Source organism: Streptococcus sp. CF4-3, from assembly GCF_024295385.1.
GTDB lineage: Bacteria > Bacillota > Bacilli > Lactobacillales > Streptococcaceae > Streptococcus > Streptococcus infantis_I.
On the sequence record NZ_JANCPN010000001.1, the window covers coordinates 88,053 to 105,988 of the forward strand.

General features: G+C 41.5%; 22 protein-coding genes. 10 read left to right on the plus strand and 12 right to left on the minus strand.

What is annotated here, in order from left to right; translation table 11 throughout:
• From NML75_RS00430 to nrdR, 9 genes are all read right to left on the minus strand, one after another.
• Entirely contained in the window at nt 1–1,032 is a 1,032-nt protein-coding gene (locus tag NML75_RS00430) for a 3-deoxy-7-phosphoheptulonate synthase (RefSeq protein ID WP_004250795.1), read from the minus strand.
• Nucleotides 1,033–1,112: 80 nt separating this feature from the next.
• Nucleotides 1,113–3,626, minus strand: a complete 2,514-nt coding sequence (gene secA / locus NML75_RS00435) for a preprotein translocase subunit SecA (RefSeq protein ID WP_254731139.1) — start codon at nt 3,624–3,626, stop codon at nt 1,113–1,115.
• Between the two features lie 179 nt (nt 3,627–3,805).
• Entirely contained in the window at nt 3,806–4,399 is a 594-nt protein-coding gene (locus tag NML75_RS00440; RefSeq protein WP_004250792.1) for a LemA family protein, read from the minus strand.
• A gap of 38 nt (nt 4,400–4,437) precedes the next feature.
• Complete coding sequence (locus NML75_RS00445) at nt 4,438–5,280, minus strand: TPM domain-containing protein (protein WP_254731143.1); 843 nt, start codon at nt 5,278–5,280, stop codon at nt 4,438–4,440.
• A gap of 192 nt (nt 5,281–5,472) precedes the next feature.
• Nucleotides 5,473–6,783 (minus strand): ribosome biogenesis GTPase Der, encoded by a 1,311-nt coding sequence (der, locus tag NML75_RS00450; RefSeq protein WP_004250788.1) that lies wholly within the window; start codon nt 6,781–6,783, stop codon nt 5,473–5,475.
• Nucleotides 6,784–6,796: 13 nt separating this feature from the next.
• Complete coding sequence (locus NML75_RS00455) at nt 6,797–7,510, minus strand: NADPH-dependent oxidoreductase (RefSeq protein ID WP_254731146.1); 714 nt, start codon at nt 7,508–7,510, stop codon at nt 6,797–6,799.
• The gene (gene dnaI, locus NML75_RS00460; protein ID WP_254731152.1) at nt 7,507–8,403 is read right to left on the minus strand and encodes a primosomal protein DnaI; all 897 of its coding nucleotides are present in this window, start codon (nt 8,401–8,403) and stop codon (nt 7,507–7,509) included. Before dnaI ends, NML75_RS00455 begins: the two co-directional genes overlap by 4 nt.
• The gene (locus NML75_RS00465) at nt 8,404–9,573 is read right to left on the minus strand and encodes a DNA helicase (protein ID WP_254731156.1); all 1,170 of its coding nucleotides are present in this window, start codon (nt 9,571–9,573) and stop codon (nt 8,404–8,406) included. It abuts the gene before it with no gap.
• Complete coding sequence (nrdR, locus tag NML75_RS00470) at nt 9,574–10,047, minus strand: transcriptional regulator NrdR (protein WP_004250782.1); 474 nt, start codon at nt 10,045–10,047, stop codon at nt 9,574–9,576. It lies immediately after the preceding gene.
• A 139-nt stretch (nt 10,048–10,186) separates the two neighbouring features.
• Between nrdR and NML75_RS00475 the strand changes: the two genes are divergently transcribed.
• From NML75_RS00475 to NML75_RS00485, 3 genes are read left to right on the plus strand one after another with little or no spacing between them, the layout of a single operon-like run.
• On the plus strand, nt 10,187–10,552 hold the full coding sequence (locus tag NML75_RS00475) for a GntR family transcriptional regulator (RefSeq protein ID WP_006149409.1): 366 nt from the start codon (nt 10,187–10,189) through the stop codon (nt 10,550–10,552).
• Between the two features lie 3 nt (nt 10,553–10,555).
• Nucleotides 10,556–11,251, plus strand: a complete 696-nt coding sequence (locus NML75_RS00480; RefSeq protein ID WP_254731159.1) for an ABC transporter ATP-binding protein — start codon at nt 10,556–10,558, stop codon at nt 11,249–11,251.
• Nucleotides 11,252–11,266: 15 nt separating this feature from the next.
• On the plus strand, nt 11,267–11,998 hold the full coding sequence (locus tag NML75_RS00485) for a hypothetical protein (protein WP_254731162.1): 732 nt from the start codon (nt 11,267–11,269) through the stop codon (nt 11,996–11,998).
• Nucleotides 11,999–12,081: 83 nt separating this feature from the next.
• Here NML75_RS00485 and NML75_RS00490 read toward each other — a convergent pair whose 3' ends face one another.
• Both NML75_RS00490 and NML75_RS00495 read right to left on the minus strand, forming a co-directional pair.
• Nucleotides 12,082–12,777 carry an LrgB family protein gene (locus tag NML75_RS00490; protein WP_254731165.1) on the minus strand — a complete coding sequence of 232 codons (696 nt, stop codon included), beginning with the start codon at nt 12,775–12,777 and terminating at the stop codon, nt 12,082–12,084.
• The gene (locus tag NML75_RS00495) at nt 12,774–13,148 is read right to left on the minus strand and encodes a CidA/LrgA family protein (RefSeq protein WP_004250774.1); all 375 of its coding nucleotides are present in this window, start codon (nt 13,146–13,148) and stop codon (nt 12,774–12,776) included. Before NML75_RS00495 ends, NML75_RS00490 begins: the two co-directional genes overlap by 4 nt.
• A gap of 180 nt (nt 13,149–13,328) precedes the next feature.
• On the opposite strand from NML75_RS00495, the gene NML75_RS00500 reads away from it, so the two are divergent.
• The 7 genes from NML75_RS00500 (at nt 13,329) to queF (ending at nt 16,874) form a co-directional block, all read left to right on the plus strand.
• Nucleotides 13,329–13,709 carry a MarR family winged helix-turn-helix transcriptional regulator gene (locus tag NML75_RS00500; RefSeq protein WP_254731168.1) on the plus strand — a complete coding sequence of 127 codons (381 nt, stop codon included), beginning with the start codon at nt 13,329–13,331 and terminating at the stop codon, nt 13,707–13,709.
• Nucleotides 13,710–13,805: 96 nt separating this feature from the next.
• Nucleotides 13,806–14,027 carry a DUF4649 family protein gene (locus NML75_RS00505; RefSeq protein WP_004250771.1) on the plus strand — a complete coding sequence of 74 codons (222 nt, stop codon included), beginning with the start codon at nt 13,806–13,808 and terminating at the stop codon, nt 14,025–14,027.
• 14 nt (nt 14,028–14,041) lie between these two features.
• Nucleotides 14,042–14,356, plus strand: coding sequence for a thioredoxin (gene trxA / locus NML75_RS00510; RefSeq protein WP_001029581.1), 315 nt, complete (start codon nt 14,042–14,044; stop codon nt 14,354–14,356).
• 202 nt (nt 14,357–14,558) lie between these two features.
• A complete protein-coding gene (gene queC / locus NML75_RS00515; protein ID WP_254731171.1) occupies nt 14,559–15,212 on the plus strand; it encodes a 7-cyano-7-deazaguanine synthase QueC in 654 nt (217 codons plus the stop codon).
• Entirely contained in the window at nt 15,212–15,655 is a 444-nt protein-coding gene (queD, locus tag NML75_RS00520) for a 6-carboxytetrahydropterin synthase QueD (protein WP_254731174.1), read from the plus strand. Before queC ends, queD begins: the two co-directional genes overlap by 1 nt.
• On the plus strand, nt 15,648–16,364 hold the full coding sequence (gene queE, locus NML75_RS00525) for a 7-carboxy-7-deazaguanine synthase QueE (RefSeq protein WP_254731177.1): 717 nt from the start codon (nt 15,648–15,650) through the stop codon (nt 16,362–16,364). The genes queD and queE overlap by 8 nt, the downstream gene beginning before the upstream one ends.
• A gap of 18 nt (nt 16,365–16,382) precedes the next feature.
• Nucleotides 16,383–16,874, plus strand: a complete 492-nt coding sequence (queF, locus tag NML75_RS00530) for a preQ(1) synthase (protein WP_000082589.1) — start codon at nt 16,383–16,385, stop codon at nt 16,872–16,874.
• Between the two features lie 217 nt (nt 16,875–17,091).
• Here queF and NML75_RS00535 read toward each other — a convergent pair whose 3' ends face one another.
• Nucleotides 17,092–17,760 carry an MIP/aquaporin family protein gene (locus NML75_RS00535; protein ID WP_254731180.1) on the minus strand — a complete coding sequence of 223 codons (669 nt, stop codon included), beginning with the start codon at nt 17,758–17,760 and terminating at the stop codon, nt 17,092–17,094.
• Nucleotides 17,761–17,936: the final 176 nt, after the last annotated feature.

Below are 17,936 nucleotides of genomic sequence, written 5' to 3' on the forward strand. Positions count from 1 at the left end.
TTATTCTCCTAGTCTTTGGTAGATTTCGCGAACAAGAGCTTCCGTATTTTCCCATCCTAGACATGGATCCGTGATAGATTTGCCAAATACCTCTGGTTCATTTTGACGACCATCTTCTAGATATGACTCAATCATGAAACCACGAACATATTTTTTAATCTTTTCATTCCAATCACGGTTAATTAAAGTCTGGCGAACGATACGAATCTGCTCCATATACTGTTTACCTGAGTTATCATGGTTGGTATCAATAATGATGAATGGATTCTCAAGTCCCATCTTTTCATACTGAGCAATAGTATCCATCAAATTATCGTAGTAGTAGTTGGGAATGTTCTTCCCGTACTCGTTAAGAGCTCCACGGAGAATAGCATGCGATAGAGGATTTCCAGTAGTTTCGACTTCTTTCCCTAGGAAAAGAAAACTCTGCTTGTTTTGAGCTGCATAAATACCGTTGAACATGACATTGAGATTTCCAGAGGTTGGATTTTTAAAACCTGTCGCAAAATCTGCTCCACTAGCTACAAAACGGTGTTGTTGATCTTCAACTGAACGGGCTCCAACTGCCATATAAGAAATCAAATCATCTACTAAAGGAAGGTTCTCTGGGTACAACATTTCATCTGCTGTTGTCATGCCTGTTTCAGAAATAACACGATAGTGCAGATGACGAACCGCCTTGATTCCATTGATGAGGCTAGGCGCTTCTTTGGCATTTGGTTGGTGAATCAAGCCCTTATATCCATCACCATTAGTACGTGGTTTAGCAGTATAGACACGCATGACCATAAAGACGCGGTCTTTAACTTCTTCCTGAAGTTTTGACAAACGCTTAGCGTACTCTAGGACTGCTTCTTCATTGTCAGACGAGCAAGGACCAATCACTAACAAGATGCGTTGGTCTTCCCCACGAATAATTGCTTCAAGCTCTTGATCACGTTGGAGTTTGTTCGCAAGTACTTGTCCTTCTAGTTTAGACAAACTACGAACTTCATCAATATTAATTTTAGGGCTTTTTGCTGTAAATACCATTATCCATCTCCTTATAAAGCAAACGGACGCCAAGCGAAAATTCACTTTTCACTAGGCATCCGCCTGAAAATTAATCATTCTTAACGTCGTTTACCATGACAGTTTTTAAATTTCTTACCAGATCCACATGGGCATAAGTCATTACGTTTTACTTGACTGAGATCCAAATCAGCTGGAAGATCTTTCTGTTGCGCAGCAATATTTCGAGTTGCTGTCGTACTGATATGATGTTCAGTTTGTGGTCGTTCTTGTTCATGAATTTGTGCTTTCATCATCAAGCGAGTCACATCAAACTCAATCGAACCAATCATATCATTAAACATACGGAAGCCTTCCGCTTGATATTCCACGACAGGGTTGTTTTGGGCATAACCACGAAGACCAACTGCATTTCTCAACTGATCAAGGGCATCGATATGGTCAGTCCACTTGTTATCTACAACACGTAGAATCAAGACTTTCTGGAATTCTTTCACAGCTTCTTCATCACGAAGTTTAGCAACTTGGCTATCGTAGACTTTCAATGCACGTTGGTATAGTTCATCCTTGATAGCTTGGTCAGACAAACCTTCTAGGTCTGAAAGTGAAATCGAATCTTCTGGAAGCAAGTTGTACTTGGCAAAGTTCAAGATTGCTTCAAGTTTTTCATCTTGTTTAGAACGAGCATGCCCATCGACAATTCGTCCAATCGTACGACGAATCATGGCGTGAATTTCAGGAGCCAAGTCACGTTCTGCAGTGATAACATCATAGCGTTGTGCGTAAATGATCTCACGTTGTTCACGCATAACATCATCATATTGGAGGACTTGTTTACGAGTATCGTAGTTATTTCCTTCAACACGTTTTTGCGCTGCTTCGACCTGACGTGTCAACATACGAGATTCGATGGCTTCGTCAGACATGTTAAGACGTTCAAAGACACCCTTCAAACGTTCTGAACCGAAACGCTTCATCAAATCATCTTCGAGTGACAAGTAGAACTGTGACTCACCTGGGTCACCTTGACGACCTGAACGTCCACGAAGCTGGTTATCGATACGACGGCTCTCATGACGTTCTGTACCGATGACACAAAGACCACCAAGTTCACGAACCCCTTCACCAAGCTTAATATCGGTACCACGACCGGCCATGTTGGTTGCGATAGTGATCGCACCACGTTGACCAGCGTTCATGATGATTTGCGCTTCTCTATAGTGGTTTTTAGCATTCAATACTTCGTGAGGTACGCCTGCTTCAACCAATTTCTTAGAAAGAAAATCACTGGTTTCAACGGCAACAGTACCTACCAAGACTGGTTGACCTTTTTGGTAACGCGCCTTAACATCTTCTACTACAGCCTTGAATTTTGCATCGAGACTAGCGTAAAGAAGGTCTGAATGGTCGATACGTTGGATCGGACGGTTAGTAGGAATTGGAATAACACGAATGTTGTAGATTTCGCGGAATTCTTCTTCTTCTGTTTTACCAGTCCCTGTCATACCTGCCAATTTTTTATACATACGGAAAAGGTTTTGGTAGGTAATCGATGCTGATGTCTTGGTTTCATCTTGGATTGGGACACCTTCTTTAGCTTCAATCGCTTGGTGCAAACCATCAGAGTAACGACGACCTTCCATGGTACGACCTGTAAATTGGTCGACAATCAGGATTTCTTGTTCTTCGCTGACCACATAGTCAATATCAAGAATCATGATGTAGTTGGCACGAAGGGCGTTGTCGATAAAGTGAGTCAAAGCCACATTTTCGATATCATAAAGATTTTCTAGTTTGAAGAAGCTTTCAGCCTTGTCGATACCAGAATCAGACAAACCGATTGTCTTAGACTGAATATCAATGATGTAGTCATCTTTATCCAAAGACTTCACAAAGTGGTCAGCCATATGGTAAAGTTGGCTTGTTTCAACTGCATTAGCTCCTGAAACGATCAATGGTGTACGAGCTTCGTCGATCAAGATAGAGTCAACCTCATCGACCAAGGCATAGTTGAGCGGACGTTGAACCATGTTCTCTGCACGAACAACCATGTTGTCACGAAGATAGTCGAAACCAATTTCTGAGTTCGTTGAGTAAGTAATATCACAGAGATAAGCTTCTTTTTTCTCCATTGGAGATTTTGCAGCCAAATTGATCCCTACTGACAAACCAAGCCATGAGTACAATTCACCCATTTCAGTCGCGTCACGTTCTGTAAGGTACTCGTTGACGGTAACTACGTGGACACCTTTCCCTGAAAGGGCATTAAGGTATACCGGCATTGTCGCTGTCAAGGTTTTCCCTTCACCTGTACGCATTTCTGGAACGTCACCGTGGTGAAGAACGATACCACCCATAACCTGAACCTTGTATGGGAAAAGTCCAAGAACACGCTTAGCTCCCTCACGTACAACCGCAAAGGCTTCGTACAAGAGTTGATCAAGCGTTTCACCATTTTGATAACGTTGCTTAAATTCTTCTGTCTTAGCTTGCAACTGCTCGTCTGTCAAAGCAGCCATTTCATCTTCGTATTTGAGGACTTTATCAGCCATCTTTTCTAAGCGGCGAAGTTCCCCTTTATCATTTTCGATGATTGTTTTTAATAAATTTGCCATTTTTTTCCTTACTTTAAATTCTGAATATTTTAGAATGTTCTTTTTATTGTAGCATATTTGCCCAGCTTTTTCAAGAAAGAATCCGTGTTTATACAAGCTAAAAAAGGCTCATTTAGAGCCTTTTTTTGTAAATGTTCAAACTATTGCTAATCATTGATTTTCTTTTAGAAATTTCAAGCCTACTCTTTGGTTGTAGAAGTACTAAAGTCAACCTTTGGAGCTGTCTTAGCTTCTTCGCTTTCTTTAAAGGTTTCTGCCTCTTTAAAGTTCATCATATTAGCGAAAAGAACTGTTGGGAAGCTTCTTAATTTTTGATTGTATTCTGTTGCCACTTTGTTGTAATCCTTGCGGGCTACAAAGATACGATTTTCACTTCCAGCCAGTTCTGTCATGAGTTGTTCCACATTTTGATTGCTCTTGAGTTCTGGATAATTTTCTGTTAGCGATATCAAACGTGAAATAGCTGAACTCAACTCTCCTTGAGCTTCTTGATTTTCTTTTGAAGTCACGGAGCCATTCCCAATTTTAGCACGAGCTTCCGCAATCTTGGTGAAAACCTCTGTCTCATGGTTCATCTGGCCTTTTACAGACTCTACCAAATTTCCAATCAAGTCAGAACGACGTTGAAGAGCTGTCGCTACATCGGCTTGCGCTTGTTCGACCTTGGTTTGTTCAGAGACAAGTCCGTTATAAGTGCCTACTACTGAGCAACCGCCAAGCAAGATAATAGCCAGTAAAATACTCAACACATAAATAATTCCTTTATTTTTCATATCTAAACCTACTTATTTCCTTAAATTTTATACGAGCATCACCAATCATCGGATGAACCACCGCCATCGAAGCCGCCACCATCCCAGCTACTAGAAGAGTCTGAGCCTGAATCTGACCAAGAAGAACCTGAGTCGGATGAGTCACTAAACCACCATCCTCCGTCAGAGGAACCTCCTCCTCGGCCACCGCCGCCTCCTCTAATAATGGCTATAAATACGATAATGAAATAAATGATTATCCCGACTCCGAACACATTGTCCATAGGGTCACTGTTCTTACGATGACTAGATGAGTTACTATTGCGACTCGATTTTTTGCCACTGATACTTTCAGAATAACGTTTGATATCAGAGGAGTCATCATCAGACGAGAAGGTTCCACTTCCTCTATAAAACTGATTGTCCAAGGCTTTGGCAATCGCTAGAATTCCTTTACCATAGTCACCAGTTTTAAAATCTGTACGGCTGGCTGCCAAGATCTGCTTGGTTTGATAGTCCGTTATTCTAATGGCGGTGTTATTACTGGTTTCAATTCTTGATTTACGGTCTTGAACAGCTACTACAATGAGACTTCCAAAATTATCTCCTGAATAGCCAATCTTCCAAGCCCTGGCAGTTTCATTAGCCACCGTTTCAATGCTTTCTCCTTCCAGACTATCTACGATATAGACACCTATTTGGAGCTTTTCTGCCTTTTGACTATTGGCTTCATTCAAATCACGAATCTGAGTAACTACTTCCTCTGTCAAATAATGATTTGGGTCATAGATACCATAGTCTGGTTTTTCAGGTGCAGTGAATGCTGACAAGAAGAGAAATACCATCAGCAATCCAAGTAGACGCACCAAGAAAGGATTCTTTAACAATCTATCTTTTTTCATAATAACCTCCTTGTGCAAGGAAAATTGTTTAGAGCATTATAGCATTTTGAATCTTACAAAGAAAGTACGTTTCCATTACAAAACCGTGACAAGGACTAGGAAAATGATGTTAATTTGATGACAGATTTAGATCTACGTTCTTGGTATCAGCTACAAAAAAGAAGGTCTGAAAACCTTCTTCTTTTTGTCATTTTATTTTCGTTTTCTTGCGATCAGATGGATTGGCGTCCCCTCAAATACAAAGGCCTTGCGGATTTGATTTTCCAAGAAACGCAAGTAAGAGAAGTGCATAAGTTCTTCTTCGTTGACAAAAATCACAAAGGTCGGTGGTTTAGTTGCCACTTGAGTCGCATAGAAGATTTTGAGACGTTTCCCTTTGTCTGTCGGTGTTGGGTTGATGGCTATAGCATCCATAATGACATCATTCAAGACTGCTGATGGGATACGGGTATTTTGACTCTCGCTGATTTGTTTAATCATCTCTGGAAGTTTGTGGAGACGTTGCTTGGTCAAAGCCGAAACAAAGATAATCGGTGCGTAAGGCAGATATTGGAACTGCTCACGGATATCCTCTTCCCAGTTTTTCATGGTATGGTTATCTTTTTCAAGAGTATCCCACTTGTTAACTACGATGATCATCCCTTTACCCGCTTCGTGTGCAAATCCTGCGATACGCTTATCATACTCACGGATGCCTTCTTCGGCATTGAGGACCATCAAGACTACATCTGAACGGTCAATAGCTCGCATGGCACGCATGACTGAGTATTTCTCTGTGTTTTCATAGACTTTACCAGACTTACGCATACCAGCCGTATCAATCATGGTAAACTCTTGGCCATCCGCATCTGTAAAATGTGTATCAATGGCATCACGAGTTGTACCAGCAACAGGACTGGCAATTACGCGATCTTCTCCCAAAATGGCATTGATCAAGCTAGATTTTCCGACATTCGGGCGACCAATCAAACTGAATTTAATGACATCTGGATTTTCATCTTCGACTTCATGTGGAAGATTTTCGACGATGGCATCTAATACATCCCCTGTACCAATCCCGTGCACAGATGAAATTGGCAATGGTTCTCCCAAGCCAAGAGCATAGAAATCATAGATATCATTTCGCATCTCTGGATTATCAACTTTGTTAACTGCAAGGATAACAGGTTTATGAGTTTTATAGAGTTTACGGGCTACGTATTCGTCAGCATCTGTGATGCCTTCTTTTCCGGAAACTACAAAAACGATGACATCAGCTTCTTCCATGGCAATCTCTGCCTGGTGCTTGATTTGTTCCATAAATGGAGCATCAACATCATCAATCCCTCCAGTGTCAATCATACTGAAAGAACGGTTAAGCCATTCACCAGTAGCATAGATACGGTCCCGTGTCACTCCTTCGACATCTTCTACGATTGAGATGCGTTCCCCTGCAATACGGTTAAACAGGGTTGATTTCCCAACATTGGGACGTCCTACGATGGCAACAGTTGGTAAGGCCATGTTTTCTCACTTTCTACAATAAGTTCTTTTGTTCAAGATTTTCTCTAGTTGAGCTTGGTTCAGGCTGACCGAATTGCTCTGCAAGACGTTGACTCCAAGTGGTAGTCGCACGAGCTCCTGCATATTCGGCCTGCACACGGTCATAGGCTTCAATAGCCTCAGCTGTTTGTTCTTGGTATTCTTCCTCAAAAACAACATTCTCTAGTGGCAATCTTGGTTTTACATCATGTTTTTGGTTCGGCACACCAAGTGCAATCCCAAAAACTGGGTAGGTATAGTCAGGAAGGTTGAACAATTCTGCTATTTCAACAGATTTGTAACGCACCAAACCGATGATTACTCCACCATAGCCAAGGCTTTCTGCCGCAAGCAAGGTATTCTGTCCAGCCAAGGCGGCATCTACTGCAGTAATGAGGAGTCCTTCCACCCCTTGAGGTTGGAAAGTATCGGTATGGAGACGAGCCCCTTTTTCTGCACGGTTTAAATCTCCTACAAAGAGGAGGAAGGCGGCAGACTGACGAATCGCTTCCTGAGGAACTAGCTCAAAAAGAGCATCTTTCTTTTCTTGACTTCTGACTAGAATCACAGAATAAGATTGGAAATTTTTCCAAGAAGAAGCCATTTGGGCAGCTGATAAAATCTCATTCAAGTCCTCTTGAGGAATCGCTTCTTCTTTAAATCTGCGAACCGAGGTATGAGATTTCATTAATGTGATTGTTTCGCTCATCGGCGATTTTCTCCTTCTAGTCGTGTTTCTTCTGCTAAATAACGGATACGCTCCATAACGCGTCTAGCTTCCCATGTTTCATCGTTTCCGTTCTTGCCTTTAGCAAAATGTTTTTCCAAATCTTCAAAGTTGAAGTTGGAGGTGAAAAAGGTCGGTAAATCTTCCTGCATACGATATTGGAGGATAACCTGCAGGATCTCGTCACGCACCCAAGCTGTTGATTGCTCAGCACCAATATCATCTAAAATCAAAACTTCAGCCAGCTTAATCTCGTCCACCAAGGTCTTAACATTGCCATCACCGATAGCATTTTTGACATCAATGACAAAGCTAGGATAGTGAAGAAGAGTTGATGAAACCCCACGTTTTTCTGACAAATCATGGGCTAGGGCAGCCACCATAAAGCTCTTTCCAACTCCAAAGTCTCCATAGAGATAGAGACCTTTACGGACTTCTGGATATTGCTCAACAAAGGTAAAGAGCTTTTCAAAAACTGGCAAACGTCCCAAATCATCCAAATCAACTTGAGCCAAACTAGCTTTTTTAAGACTAGCTGGAAGATTAATCAGTCTGAGACGGTTCTTGATAGCCGCTTCTTTCTCAGCCGCAATCAGTTCCGGAGTTTCCTCATAGGATACATCTGCGTAACCATGATTCATAACTAGAATGGGCTTATAGCCACGCGCGATATAGTCGGTATCTCCACGAAGGAACTTATCTCGCTCGGTGATGTATTGGTTAAACTTAGAGATACTACGATTCAATTCCTCTTGACTGAGAGATTCCTTCTGGATAAAAGCCGCAACATCAGGATCTTTTACAATCTGCTGGACCAGGTCCTGGTATTGAAAACGGCTGGGATGATCTTTAAGCACATCTCCTACACTTTCCATCTAGTCTCCTCCTTTTCCTAATCGATCTAACATTTCTTTTTTCTTACGTTCTAACTCCAAGCGAGTTTCTTCGCTGGTTTCATTTTTATATTCTGGATTACTCCATTTAGGAACATTAGTTTTTGCCGGGCTTGTATTGGCCGATTTTTGTTCCTGCCCCTTTTGATTCTTCTCTCTGATTCGAAGCACAGCTTCCTCAGCAGATCTAATCTTGTTATAAGAGTAATCATTGGCAACTTTCATGGCATATTTTTCATTGAGATTGGCCGAATCAACCTTGTTGAAGGTCAAAAGTATAACAACATTAATAACTTCATCAAGCAGTCCCAAATCCGCCATCTGTTTTAGCAAATCGCGTTCGGCTTGGATAATCCCAGCATTTCGGGTTTGTTTGATTCCCGCTAAAAATTGCAAGGCCGTTTTACTTTTAGCTTCTCGGATAATGGTCGCTTCTTGGGGACTAAAGTCCGATGAAACAGACTCTTGTGCTAATTTTTCGCGCATACGTTTGACAGAAATAACTTGCGAAACAGCTGTTGATTTGGCCAATTGATAGGTTTCAAACCAGGTCCATTTTTTCTCATCAGCAATTTTAAATAACTCTAAGACATCTGACTGTTCATCTTGGAAACGGAGATTATCTCTCGCCATAAGTTGACGAAAATGCTCCAAATCAAAATCATCTTTAAAATCAGCTTTTACTGGTGTCTCATCATGACTAGCCAATTCTTCTATCTCTGGAAAGGCCTGACTCAAAGGAACGGCCAAAGGCTCTCCATCTGCCTGCTCTTGGCGCAAATCAGAAACTGCTGGCTCACCGATTTTTTTCTCCAATAAGGTACGATAAACCGTATGACGCAAGAAATCTGAGCTAGAAAGCGTTGGATGAATAGCAAGTTCATAGCCGTCACCCTTTTGATAGAGGGTAACCAAATTGAAGGCTGATAAGATTTTAAAAGCCTTTAAAAGCCTGTCCATCCCAAAATTGAGATGATTGAGGATAGCTGCAAAAAGGTGTTCTTTTTGTCCATCATCCCAAAAAGCTAAGGTATAAAGGTAAAGACTCAGCGCATCCTGACCGATAATCGGGAGGTAGCACTGCACCAAAGTTGTGGGATCTTGCGACACCCGATTATTCTTTAGAAAAGAAAAACGATCATTAGGCTTCATTTATTTTTCCTTTTTCTTCTTTGAAGATTGCGTAATTTGTTTGAGAAGATTTTCGAGCTCACTCACGTCTTTAAAGCTACGATAGACGCTGGCGAAACGAACGTAAGTGATTTCATCCAGTTCAGCCAATTCTTCCATGACCAGAGAACCAATATCTTCACTTTGAATTTCATTATCATTGCGACTGAGGAGTTTTTGTTCGATACGATTGACCACCATGCCAATCTCATCACTAGACACCGGACGTTTTTGAGCCGAACGAATAATCCCGTTAAAGATTTTATCTCTGGAGAACTGCTCCCGTGTGCCATCCTTCTTGACCACAACCAGCGTTCTTTCTTCTACACGTTCATAGGTTGTGAAACGATGTTGACACTCTTCGCACTCACGTCTTCTTCTAATCGTATTTCCTTCTTCAGCCTGACGGCTATCGATAACACTTGATTTAGTGGCGCCACATTTTGGACAACGCATGCCTTCCCCTCCTTGTCGTTTTCTTTTCATTATACCATTTTTTGAGCAATTCCCAAAATAATTCTCCTTTTGACTTGACAAGTTTATTGTTTTGTTGTATTATTTAAGTGATACAAAAAATTGTAGAAAGGAGACCGTGATGTCCTGGACATTTGATAACAACAAACCCATTTATTTGCAGATAATGGATAAGATCAAACTGCAAATCGTTTCCCATAAACTAGAACCCAACCAACAACTGCCAACTGTCAGAGAACTGGCTAGCGAGGCTGGCGTCAATCCTAATACCATCCAACGTGCCCTATCAGATCTAGAAAGAGAAGGCTTTGTATACACCAAGCGGACTGCAGGTCGTTTTGTCACCGAGGACTTGGACCTAATCCTCCAATCCCGGAAGCAACTATCAGAAGAACAGCTGCAGCAATTTGTAACAGGCATGGTAGAATTTGGCTATGAAAAAGAAGAACTACCAACTGTTTTGAGAGATTATATTGAAGGAGTTTAGACTATGACCTTGTTAACGTTTGAAAATGTTTCAAAATTCTATGGAGCAAGCCCTGCTCTTCAAAATGTTTCCCTTGAAATCCCAGCAGGAAAGATTGTGGGTCTCCTTGGCCCAAACGGTTCTGGAAAAACAACCCTGATTAAACTAATCAACGGCTTGTTACAACCTGATGGTGGGCGTATTCTTATCAACGATATGAAACCAAGCCCAGCAACTAAGGCTATCGTTTCTTATCTACCTGATACGACCTATCTCAACGAACAGATGAAGGTCAAAGAAGCTCTTACCTTTTTCAAGACCTTCTATAAAGATTTCAATCTGGAGCGTGCTCAAGGTCTTCTTCGTGACCTTGGCATCGACGAGAATAGCCGTTTCAAGAAACTCTCAAAAGGGAACAAAGAAAAGGTTCAGTTAATCCTTGTCATGAGTCGTGATGCTCGTCTATACGTCCTTGACGAACCAATCGGTGGTGTCGATCCTGCAGCTCGTGACTACATCTTGAACACCATCATCAACAACTACTCTCCAACTTCGACTGTCTTGATTTCAACTCACTTGATTTCAGACATCGAACCAATCTTGGATGAGATTGTCTTCCTCAAGGATGGAAAAGTTGTCCGTCAAGGAAATGTGGATGATATTCGCTACGAATCAGGAGAGTCTATCGACCAGCTCTTCCGTCACGAATTCAAAGCCTAGTTAAAGGAGATTCTTATGTTTTGGAATTTAGTTCGTTATGAATTTAAAAATGTCAACAAATGGTTTTTAGCCCTCTATGCTGCTGTACTATCCCTATCTGTCATCATAGGAATTCAGGGCAGCACCCTTACTAGCACCTATTATCAAGACAAGGGTGTTGTCATGTTAGTATTTCTATCTCTGGTTTTTGGGGGTCTGGTTATTACTTTGAGTATCTCAACCTTGATTTTGATTATTCAACGATTTAAGGGAAGCGTTTACGATCGTCGTGGCTATTTAACTCTCACCCTGCCAGTATCTGAACACCAGATCCTCTCCGCTAAACTTCTTGGAGCCTTTGTTTGGTCTTTGGCAAGTACAGTGGTTTTCCTTTTTAGTCTTTACATCATCATATCCATGATTCAACCAGACGTCTTAATATCCAACGTTGCCGAGTTTATTCTCAAAAATTATCAAGATGATTTCTGGTTAGCCTTGATTTCGTATATCGTTAACACTCTTGCAAGTATCCTTTGTATCTACTTTTCTATCTCTATTGGTCAACTCTTTAATGAATACCGTACAGCTCTTGCGGTTGTCGCCTACATCGCTATCCAAATAGTCCTTGGTTTTATCACCCTAAATCTTCGCATCGATTTCGACTACAATTGGGTATTATCCTTTGAAATTTTCAAGGACTTAATCCTTAGCGTCGGCTTCTATCTCGGCACCTACTACATCTTAAAGAACAAAGTAAACTTACAATAATGAATGAAGCCCCTAGCAAAAAAATTTGCTGGGGGTGTTTTATTCTTAATTAAACAGATAAAAGGCCAAGAAATACTTGACCTTTAACTCAATATTAAACCAGCTACGATGGGACTGATAAAGACATACAGCAGACCTGTGACACCGATTGCCAAACCAGCCATGGCACCAGCGACTGATCCGTAACGGAAGGCTGTCCCAGTTCCAACCGCATGACCTGTTCCTCCCAGGGCCAGTCCAACAGCTACTGGGTCGTCTATTTTTAGCCATTTTAAAAGTGTTGGTCCAATAACGCTAGTCAAAATCCCAGTTGCTACCACAACTACCAAGGTGATCGTCGCTATCCCTTGTAGCTTATCCGTAATTCCAACTGCCATGGCCGTCGTTACAGACTTTGGGAAAAGCGAAATCGCCAAGAAAAAATCCATACCGAAAATTTTTGCAACTAAAGCTGTAAAAACTGTATTTACAACAACAGCAAGGAAACTACTGAGTAGAATACTTCTAACATGGTGTTTCATGAGGTGAAAACTCTTATAAAGAGGAATTCCTAAAGCTACTGTTGAGGGTACAATCAAGTTATTGAGGTAGACCCCACCTTGATAATAGGCAACATAAGAAATACCAGTCAGTTTTAGAAAAACAATGATAAATAAAGTTGCTAGCAACAAGGGAGTGGTCAGAGGATGAGGGTACCGTCTAAAGATAATCATGCCTCCAAGATAAGCCAAAATGGACAAGGCTATCCCAAAAAGTGGATTGGATACAAATTCGCTCATTTAGCACCTCTTTCTTCATAATCTCCTTCATAACGCTTTTTGATAAACTGAACTACAAGCGCAATCAAGATAATATTGATAACTGCTGCAAAAAAGACAATCAAGACAATGGGCAATAAATAAGGAGCAATCACATCAAATTTCTCCATAATCCCAACTGCAGGAGGTAGAAAGAGGATAGTCATATTAGCTAGGAGAAAATTCCCAACCATGTTGACATGACGTACCCGCAACCACTTGAACTGCAAGGCTAAAAATAAAATAATTAAACCGATAATACTTCCAGGAATTGGCAAATGGAAAAAGCTAGAGATTCCCTCACCAATCAGTGAAATGACAAAGAGAATCATTAACTGAACATATAATTTCATCGTTTACTCCACAAATAGACTTTCTGCATACCAGTTTACTCTTTTTTCAGAAAATTTCAAGGAAATACACAAGAAACATCCTTCTTGCTATCTATTCTAAAAAGTTGTATACTAATTGCGTGCGCAAGCATCTCAGATAGGTAAATCTGTTTATAACTACCATATAGAAAGGAGATTGATATGACTTACTTAGAAAAATGGTTTGACTTCAACCGCCGACAAGTAGAGCTAGAAGCTCTTTTAGAGCAAACGATTGCTGAGCAGAGTGACCAAAGCCTAACGCTCAAAGAATTCTATCTCTTGCACTTTTTAAATCAGGCTCAAGAAAAATCTTTGAGACAGATTGACCTGCCGGACAAACTCCATCTGAGTCCAAGCGCAGTATCACGAATGGTGGCACGCCTAGAAGCCAAAAACTGTGCTTTACTTAGTCGGAGATGTTGTGACCAGGATAAGCGAGCTAGTTTTATCTGCCTCACTAAGGAGGGTCAGACAACTCTTGCCTGTCTACAAAAAGCTGTAGAAGAAAGCCTTGAAACAAAAGCAAGTTGGCTTTCCTAAAATTTTTACAAAAAAACTTGCGTGCGCAATCAATTTTCTTGACATTCCTTTTTCTGAGGAGTAAAATGAAAATATGATTTAGCAAAGGAGAATCCTATGATTGAAATCACTTATCTTGATGCCAGCAAGCAAGAGAGAACCATGACCTTCGAGTCATACGAAGAATTTGAACGTTCTCAACATGCCTGCCTGATTGGTGTCGCAGACTACTACCCTGTCCAAAAAGTAACCTACAAGGGACATGATTTGGACTACCATGGGACTTATGGAGATGTTTTCTTCTATCTCATGAAACAAGATTTAAGCCAATATAATTAAAAAGGAGAAATACTATGGCAAAAGCAATTACAGATGCAACATTCGAACAAGAAACTAAAGACGGATTGGTCTTGGTAGACTTCTGGGCTACTTGGTGTGGTCCATGTCGTATGCAAGGTCCAATCTTGGACAAATTGTCTGAAGAACTTTCAGAAGATGTCTTGAAGATCGTTAAAATGGACGTTGACGAAAATCCGAATACAGCTCGTGCATTTGGTATCATGTCTATCCCTACTCTTCTCTTCAAGAAAGATGGACAAGTTGTTAAACAAGTTGCTGGTGTTCACACAGCAGAACAAATCAAAGCTATCGTTGCTGAATTGAGCTAATCAAAGGAGAGACCAAATGCATTCATTTGGTCTCTTTTTTCTTGCCCTTTGCCATTTTTCAAAAAATATGCTAGACTGTAACTAGAATATTACGATGTTTGGGACATGCCATCGCTAAAAAAAACCTCTACTTGGTATTTTTTAGCTCCCTCTGGGGAGCTTTTTGCGTGCTCTGAACATTTCCCATTTTGGAAGGAGTACTATGAAACGTCAATCAGCCTTGGTCGTCTTTAGTGGCGGACAAGATTCAACAACCTGCCTTTTCTGGGCCAAGCAACACTATGAAAGGGTCGAAGCCGTTACCTTTGCCTACGGTCAACGCCACCATTTAGAAATTCAAGTGGCCAAAGAAATCGCTGAGGAACAAGGAATTCATCATCATATCCTAGATATGTCTCTGCTAGGACAAATTACTGAAAATGCCTTGACTTCAGATTTAGAAATTGAGCAAAAAGAAGGAGAGGTTCCTAATACTTTCGTTGACGGTCGCAATCATCTCTTTCTGTCCTTTGCGGCAGTCCTTGCCAAGCAGCGTGGAATTACGGATATCGTGACAGGAGTGTGCGAAACAGACTTCTCAGGTTATCCTGACTGTCGGGATGTCTTTGTCAAATCACTCAATGTCACGCTCAACCTTGCTATGGATTACGACTTTGTGATCCAAACGCCTCTCATGTGGCTAGACAAGGCTGAAACTTGGGAATTAGCTGACCAACTTGGTGCCTTTGACTACGTTCGTGAGAAGACCTTGACCTGCTACAATGGGATTATCGGTACTGGTTGTGGAGCTTGTCCTGCCTGCCATCTACGCCAACATGGTTTAGAGGTTTATCTCTCTCAGAAAGGAGAGGCCTGATGTTTTTTGCCCCCAAAGAAATCAAACAAGAAACTGGGGAATCTCTTGTCTATAATCCTCACAGAACCTTAGTCTCAAAAGAATTTACCTTCGATGCTGCCCACCACCTCTTTCACTATGAAGGAAAATGCAAATCCCTACACGGTCACACCTATCATCTACAAATCGCTGTCAGTGGATTTTTAGATGATAGAGGTATGACCCACGATTTCGGAGACATCAAAGCTATCTACAAGGACTACTTAGAGCCCCACTTGGATCATCGCTATCTCAATGAAACCCTGCCCTACATGAATACGACTGCTGAAAATATGGTTTACTGGATTTTCCAAACCATGAGCCAAGAGTTGCCAGACGAGCGCGGTCTCCGTTTGGAATATGTTCGCCTCTATGAAACTCCGACTGCCTTTGCAGAGTTTAGACGGGAGTGGTTAGATGACTAAGGAACGTGTCCTCAAACTACCAGTTCTAGAAATTTTTGGGCCTACCTTTCAAGGTGAAGGTCGAGCTATTGGCCAGAAAACCATGTTTGTCCGCACTGCTGGTTGCGACTACCACTGCGACTGGTGCGACTCCGCCTTTACTTGGGATGGTTCTGAAAAGCCAACTCGCATGACAGCTGATGAAGTAATCGCTGAGTTAGACAAACTAGGAAGCTACGACTATGTCACCCTATCTGGGGGAAATCCTGCTATCCTAGCAGCCAATATGGCTCAACTGGTCACCAAACTCAAGGAACGTGGGGTCACTCTGGCTGTTGAGACCCAGGGATCCCGCTGGCAAAATTGGTTAAAAGATATCGACCAAGTCACTCTGAGTCCTAAGCCTCCTTCCTCCAAGATGGAAGTCAACTTTGAGACCTTGGACTTTATCGTTTCACAACTAGACCCAGACAAAGTAACCTTTAAAATCCCTGTCTTTGATGATGCAGATCTAGCCTTTGCCAAAGGTATTCAAGAACGCTACCAACCAGATGTCCTCTTCTTATCGGCAGGAAATCCTGAACCCAAGGCTACAGGCAATATTGTCCAAGACCAACTGGACCGCCTCAAAGAACTCTGGGAACGTGTCGCTGCCGACGATAGCTGGAGCAATGTCCGCATCCTTCCTCAACTCCATACCCTCCTCTACGACAACCAACGTGGTGTTTAAGATTAGAAAGAAAAAATCATGTCACAACAAGAAGAAATGAAAAACCTCAGCCTCCTCGGCAACAAAGAAACCAACTACATTTTCGAATATCAACCCGAAGTCCTCGAATCCTTTGATAATCGTCATGTGGAAAATGACTATTTCATCAAGTTCAACTGCCCTGAATTTACCTCACTTTGTCCCATCACTGCTCAGCCAGACTTTGCAACTATTTATATTTCCTACATTCCTGACAAGCTCTGTGTCGAGTCAAAATCCCTCAAACTCTACCTCTTTAGCTACCGAAACCATGGAGATTTTCATGAAAACTGTATCAACACTATCGGGAAAGACTTGGTCAACTTGCTAGACCCTCGCTATTTAGAAGTCTGGGGAAAATTTACACCTCGCGGTGGCATTTCAATCGACCCCTACTACAACTACGGTAGACCTGGAACCAAGTATGAAGGATTGGCAGAACAACGCCTCTTCCAACACGACCTCTATCCAGAGAAAATTGACAACCGTTAAACTCATACTCAATGAAAATCAAAGAGCATACTAGGAAGCTAGCCGCAGGTTGCTCAAAGCACTGCTTTAAGGTTGTAGATAAGACTGACGAAGTCAGCTCAAAACACTGTTTTGAGGTTGTAGATGGAAGCTGACGTGGTTTGAAGAGATTTTCGAAGAGTATAATACGAAAAAGCCCTGTTCCTCAAGATGAGAAGCAAGGCTTTTTAAGTTTCAATTATTCTTCAGTTCCAAAAAAGTTTTTAGCAACAAGGGCTGCAAGAACTCCACCAACGATTGGTGCAAGGATGAAAATCCAAACTTGTTGAAGAGCTGCGCCACCTACCAATACAGCAGGAGCCAAGCTACGAGCTGGGTTTACTGAAAGTCCAGTGATGTTCAAGCCAGCTAGAATCAAAGCAGTCAATGACAAACCGATCACCAAACCAGCGATTGCGCCATTCCCTTTGCTTGCTGAAGTTACAGTCATGATGACCAAAACAAACAAGAAGGTTGCGATTGTTTCAAACAAGAAACCACCAAAGACAGTTACACCATTTGCCAAGGCATTTTCACCAAGACTTGCAGTTGACATACCTGAATTTGCCAAGAGGAAGAATACAGATCCTGATGCAAGGAAAGCACCGACTACTTGACCAAGGATGTAGTTTACAAGCTCTGAAGATGACAAACGTTTGTTCACAAACATAGCGATAGAAACAGCTGGGTTCAAGTGAGCACCTGAAACAGTTCCGATTGAGAAAGCTGCGACTACGATTGCCAAACCAAAGGCAAGAGCAATTCCAAGGTGTCCAAGACCTTCAACACCATTTCCAAAAACAACAGCTCCTGTTCCGATGAACACAAGCATAAAAGTACCGATTAATTCAGCAACAAATTTTTTCATATTAAGTCTCCTTTTTTCAAACTATGTATTAGTCTATCAGAAGAAGGAAAGGGTTTCAAGAAAAGTGCTTGGAAAATATCGTGCGCTTTCCCCTTTACGCGATAGTTTTATTTTTCTAACTCTAAATCTCACACAGGAAAGTTTTCGATTATTTTGATCTTGAAAAATATTCATTT

What these genes read in the sequence shown, in the direction of transcription:
- NML75_RS00430 (WP_004250795.1), bottom strand. Translation starts at nt 1,032, where the DNA reads ATGGTATTTACAGCAAAAAGCCCTAAAATTAATATTGATGAAGTTCGT.
- secA (WP_254731139.1), bottom strand. Translation starts at nt 3,626, where the DNA reads ATGGCAAATTTATTAAAAACAATCATCGAAAATGATAAAGGGGAACTT.
- NML75_RS00440 (WP_004250792.1), bottom strand. Translation starts at nt 4,399, where the DNA reads ATGAAAAATAAAGGAATTATTTATGTGTTGAGTATTTTACTGGCTATT.
- NML75_RS00445 (WP_254731143.1), bottom strand. Translation starts at nt 5,280, where the DNA reads ATGAAAAAAGATAGATTGTTAAAGAATCCTTTCTTGGTGCGTCTACTT.
- der (WP_004250788.1), bottom strand. Translation starts at nt 6,783, where the DNA reads ATGGCCTTACCAACTGTTGCCATCGTAGGACGTCCCAATGTTGGGAAA.
- NML75_RS00455 (WP_254731146.1), bottom strand. Translation starts at nt 7,510, where the DNA reads ATGAGCGAAACAATCACATTAATGAAATCTCATACCTCGGTTCGCAGA.
- dnaI (WP_254731152.1), bottom strand. Translation starts at nt 8,403, where the DNA reads ATGGAAAGTGTAGGAGATGTGCTTAAAGATCATCCCAGCCGTTTTCAA.
- NML75_RS00465 (WP_254731156.1), bottom strand. Translation starts at nt 9,573, where the DNA reads ATGAAGCCTAATGATCGTTTTTCTTTTCTAAAGAATAATCGGGTGTCG.
- nrdR (WP_004250782.1), bottom strand. Translation starts at nt 10,047, where the DNA reads ATGCGTTGTCCAAAATGTGGCGCCACTAAATCAAGTGTTATCGATAGC.
- NML75_RS00475 (WP_006149409.1), top strand. Translation starts at nt 10,187, where the DNA reads ATGTCCTGGACATTTGATAACAACAAACCCATTTATTTGCAGATAATG.
- NML75_RS00480 (WP_254731159.1), top strand. Translation starts at nt 10,556, where the DNA reads ATGACCTTGTTAACGTTTGAAAATGTTTCAAAATTCTATGGAGCAAGC.
- NML75_RS00485 (WP_254731162.1), top strand. Translation starts at nt 11,267, where the DNA reads ATGTTTTGGAATTTAGTTCGTTATGAATTTAAAAATGTCAACAAATGG.
- NML75_RS00490 (WP_254731165.1), bottom strand. Translation starts at nt 12,777, where the DNA reads ATGAGCGAATTTGTATCCAATCCACTTTTTGGGATAGCCTTGTCCATT.
- NML75_RS00495 (WP_004250774.1), bottom strand. Translation starts at nt 13,148, where the DNA reads ATGAAATTATATGTTCAGTTAATGATTCTCTTTGTCATTTCACTGATT.
- NML75_RS00500 (WP_254731168.1), top strand. Translation starts at nt 13,329, where the DNA reads ATGACTTACTTAGAAAAATGGTTTGACTTCAACCGCCGACAAGTAGAG.
- NML75_RS00505 (WP_004250771.1), top strand. Translation starts at nt 13,806, where the DNA reads ATGATTGAAATCACTTATCTTGATGCCAGCAAGCAAGAGAGAACCATG.
- trxA (WP_001029581.1), top strand. Translation starts at nt 14,042, where the DNA reads ATGGCAAAAGCAATTACAGATGCAACATTCGAACAAGAAACTAAAGAC.
- queC (WP_254731171.1), top strand. Translation starts at nt 14,559, where the DNA reads ATGAAACGTCAATCAGCCTTGGTCGTCTTTAGTGGCGGACAAGATTCA.
- queD (WP_254731174.1), top strand. Translation starts at nt 15,212, where the DNA reads ATGTTTTTTGCCCCCAAAGAAATCAAACAAGAAACTGGGGAATCTCTT.
- queE (WP_254731177.1), top strand. Translation starts at nt 15,648, where the DNA reads ATGACTAAGGAACGTGTCCTCAAACTACCAGTTCTAGAAATTTTTGGG.
- queF (WP_000082589.1), top strand. Translation starts at nt 16,383, where the DNA reads ATGTCACAACAAGAAGAAATGAAAAACCTCAGCCTCCTCGGCAACAAA.
- NML75_RS00535 (WP_254731180.1), bottom strand. Translation starts at nt 17,760, where the DNA reads ATGAAAAAATTTGTTGCTGAATTAATCGGTACTTTTATGCTTGTGTTC.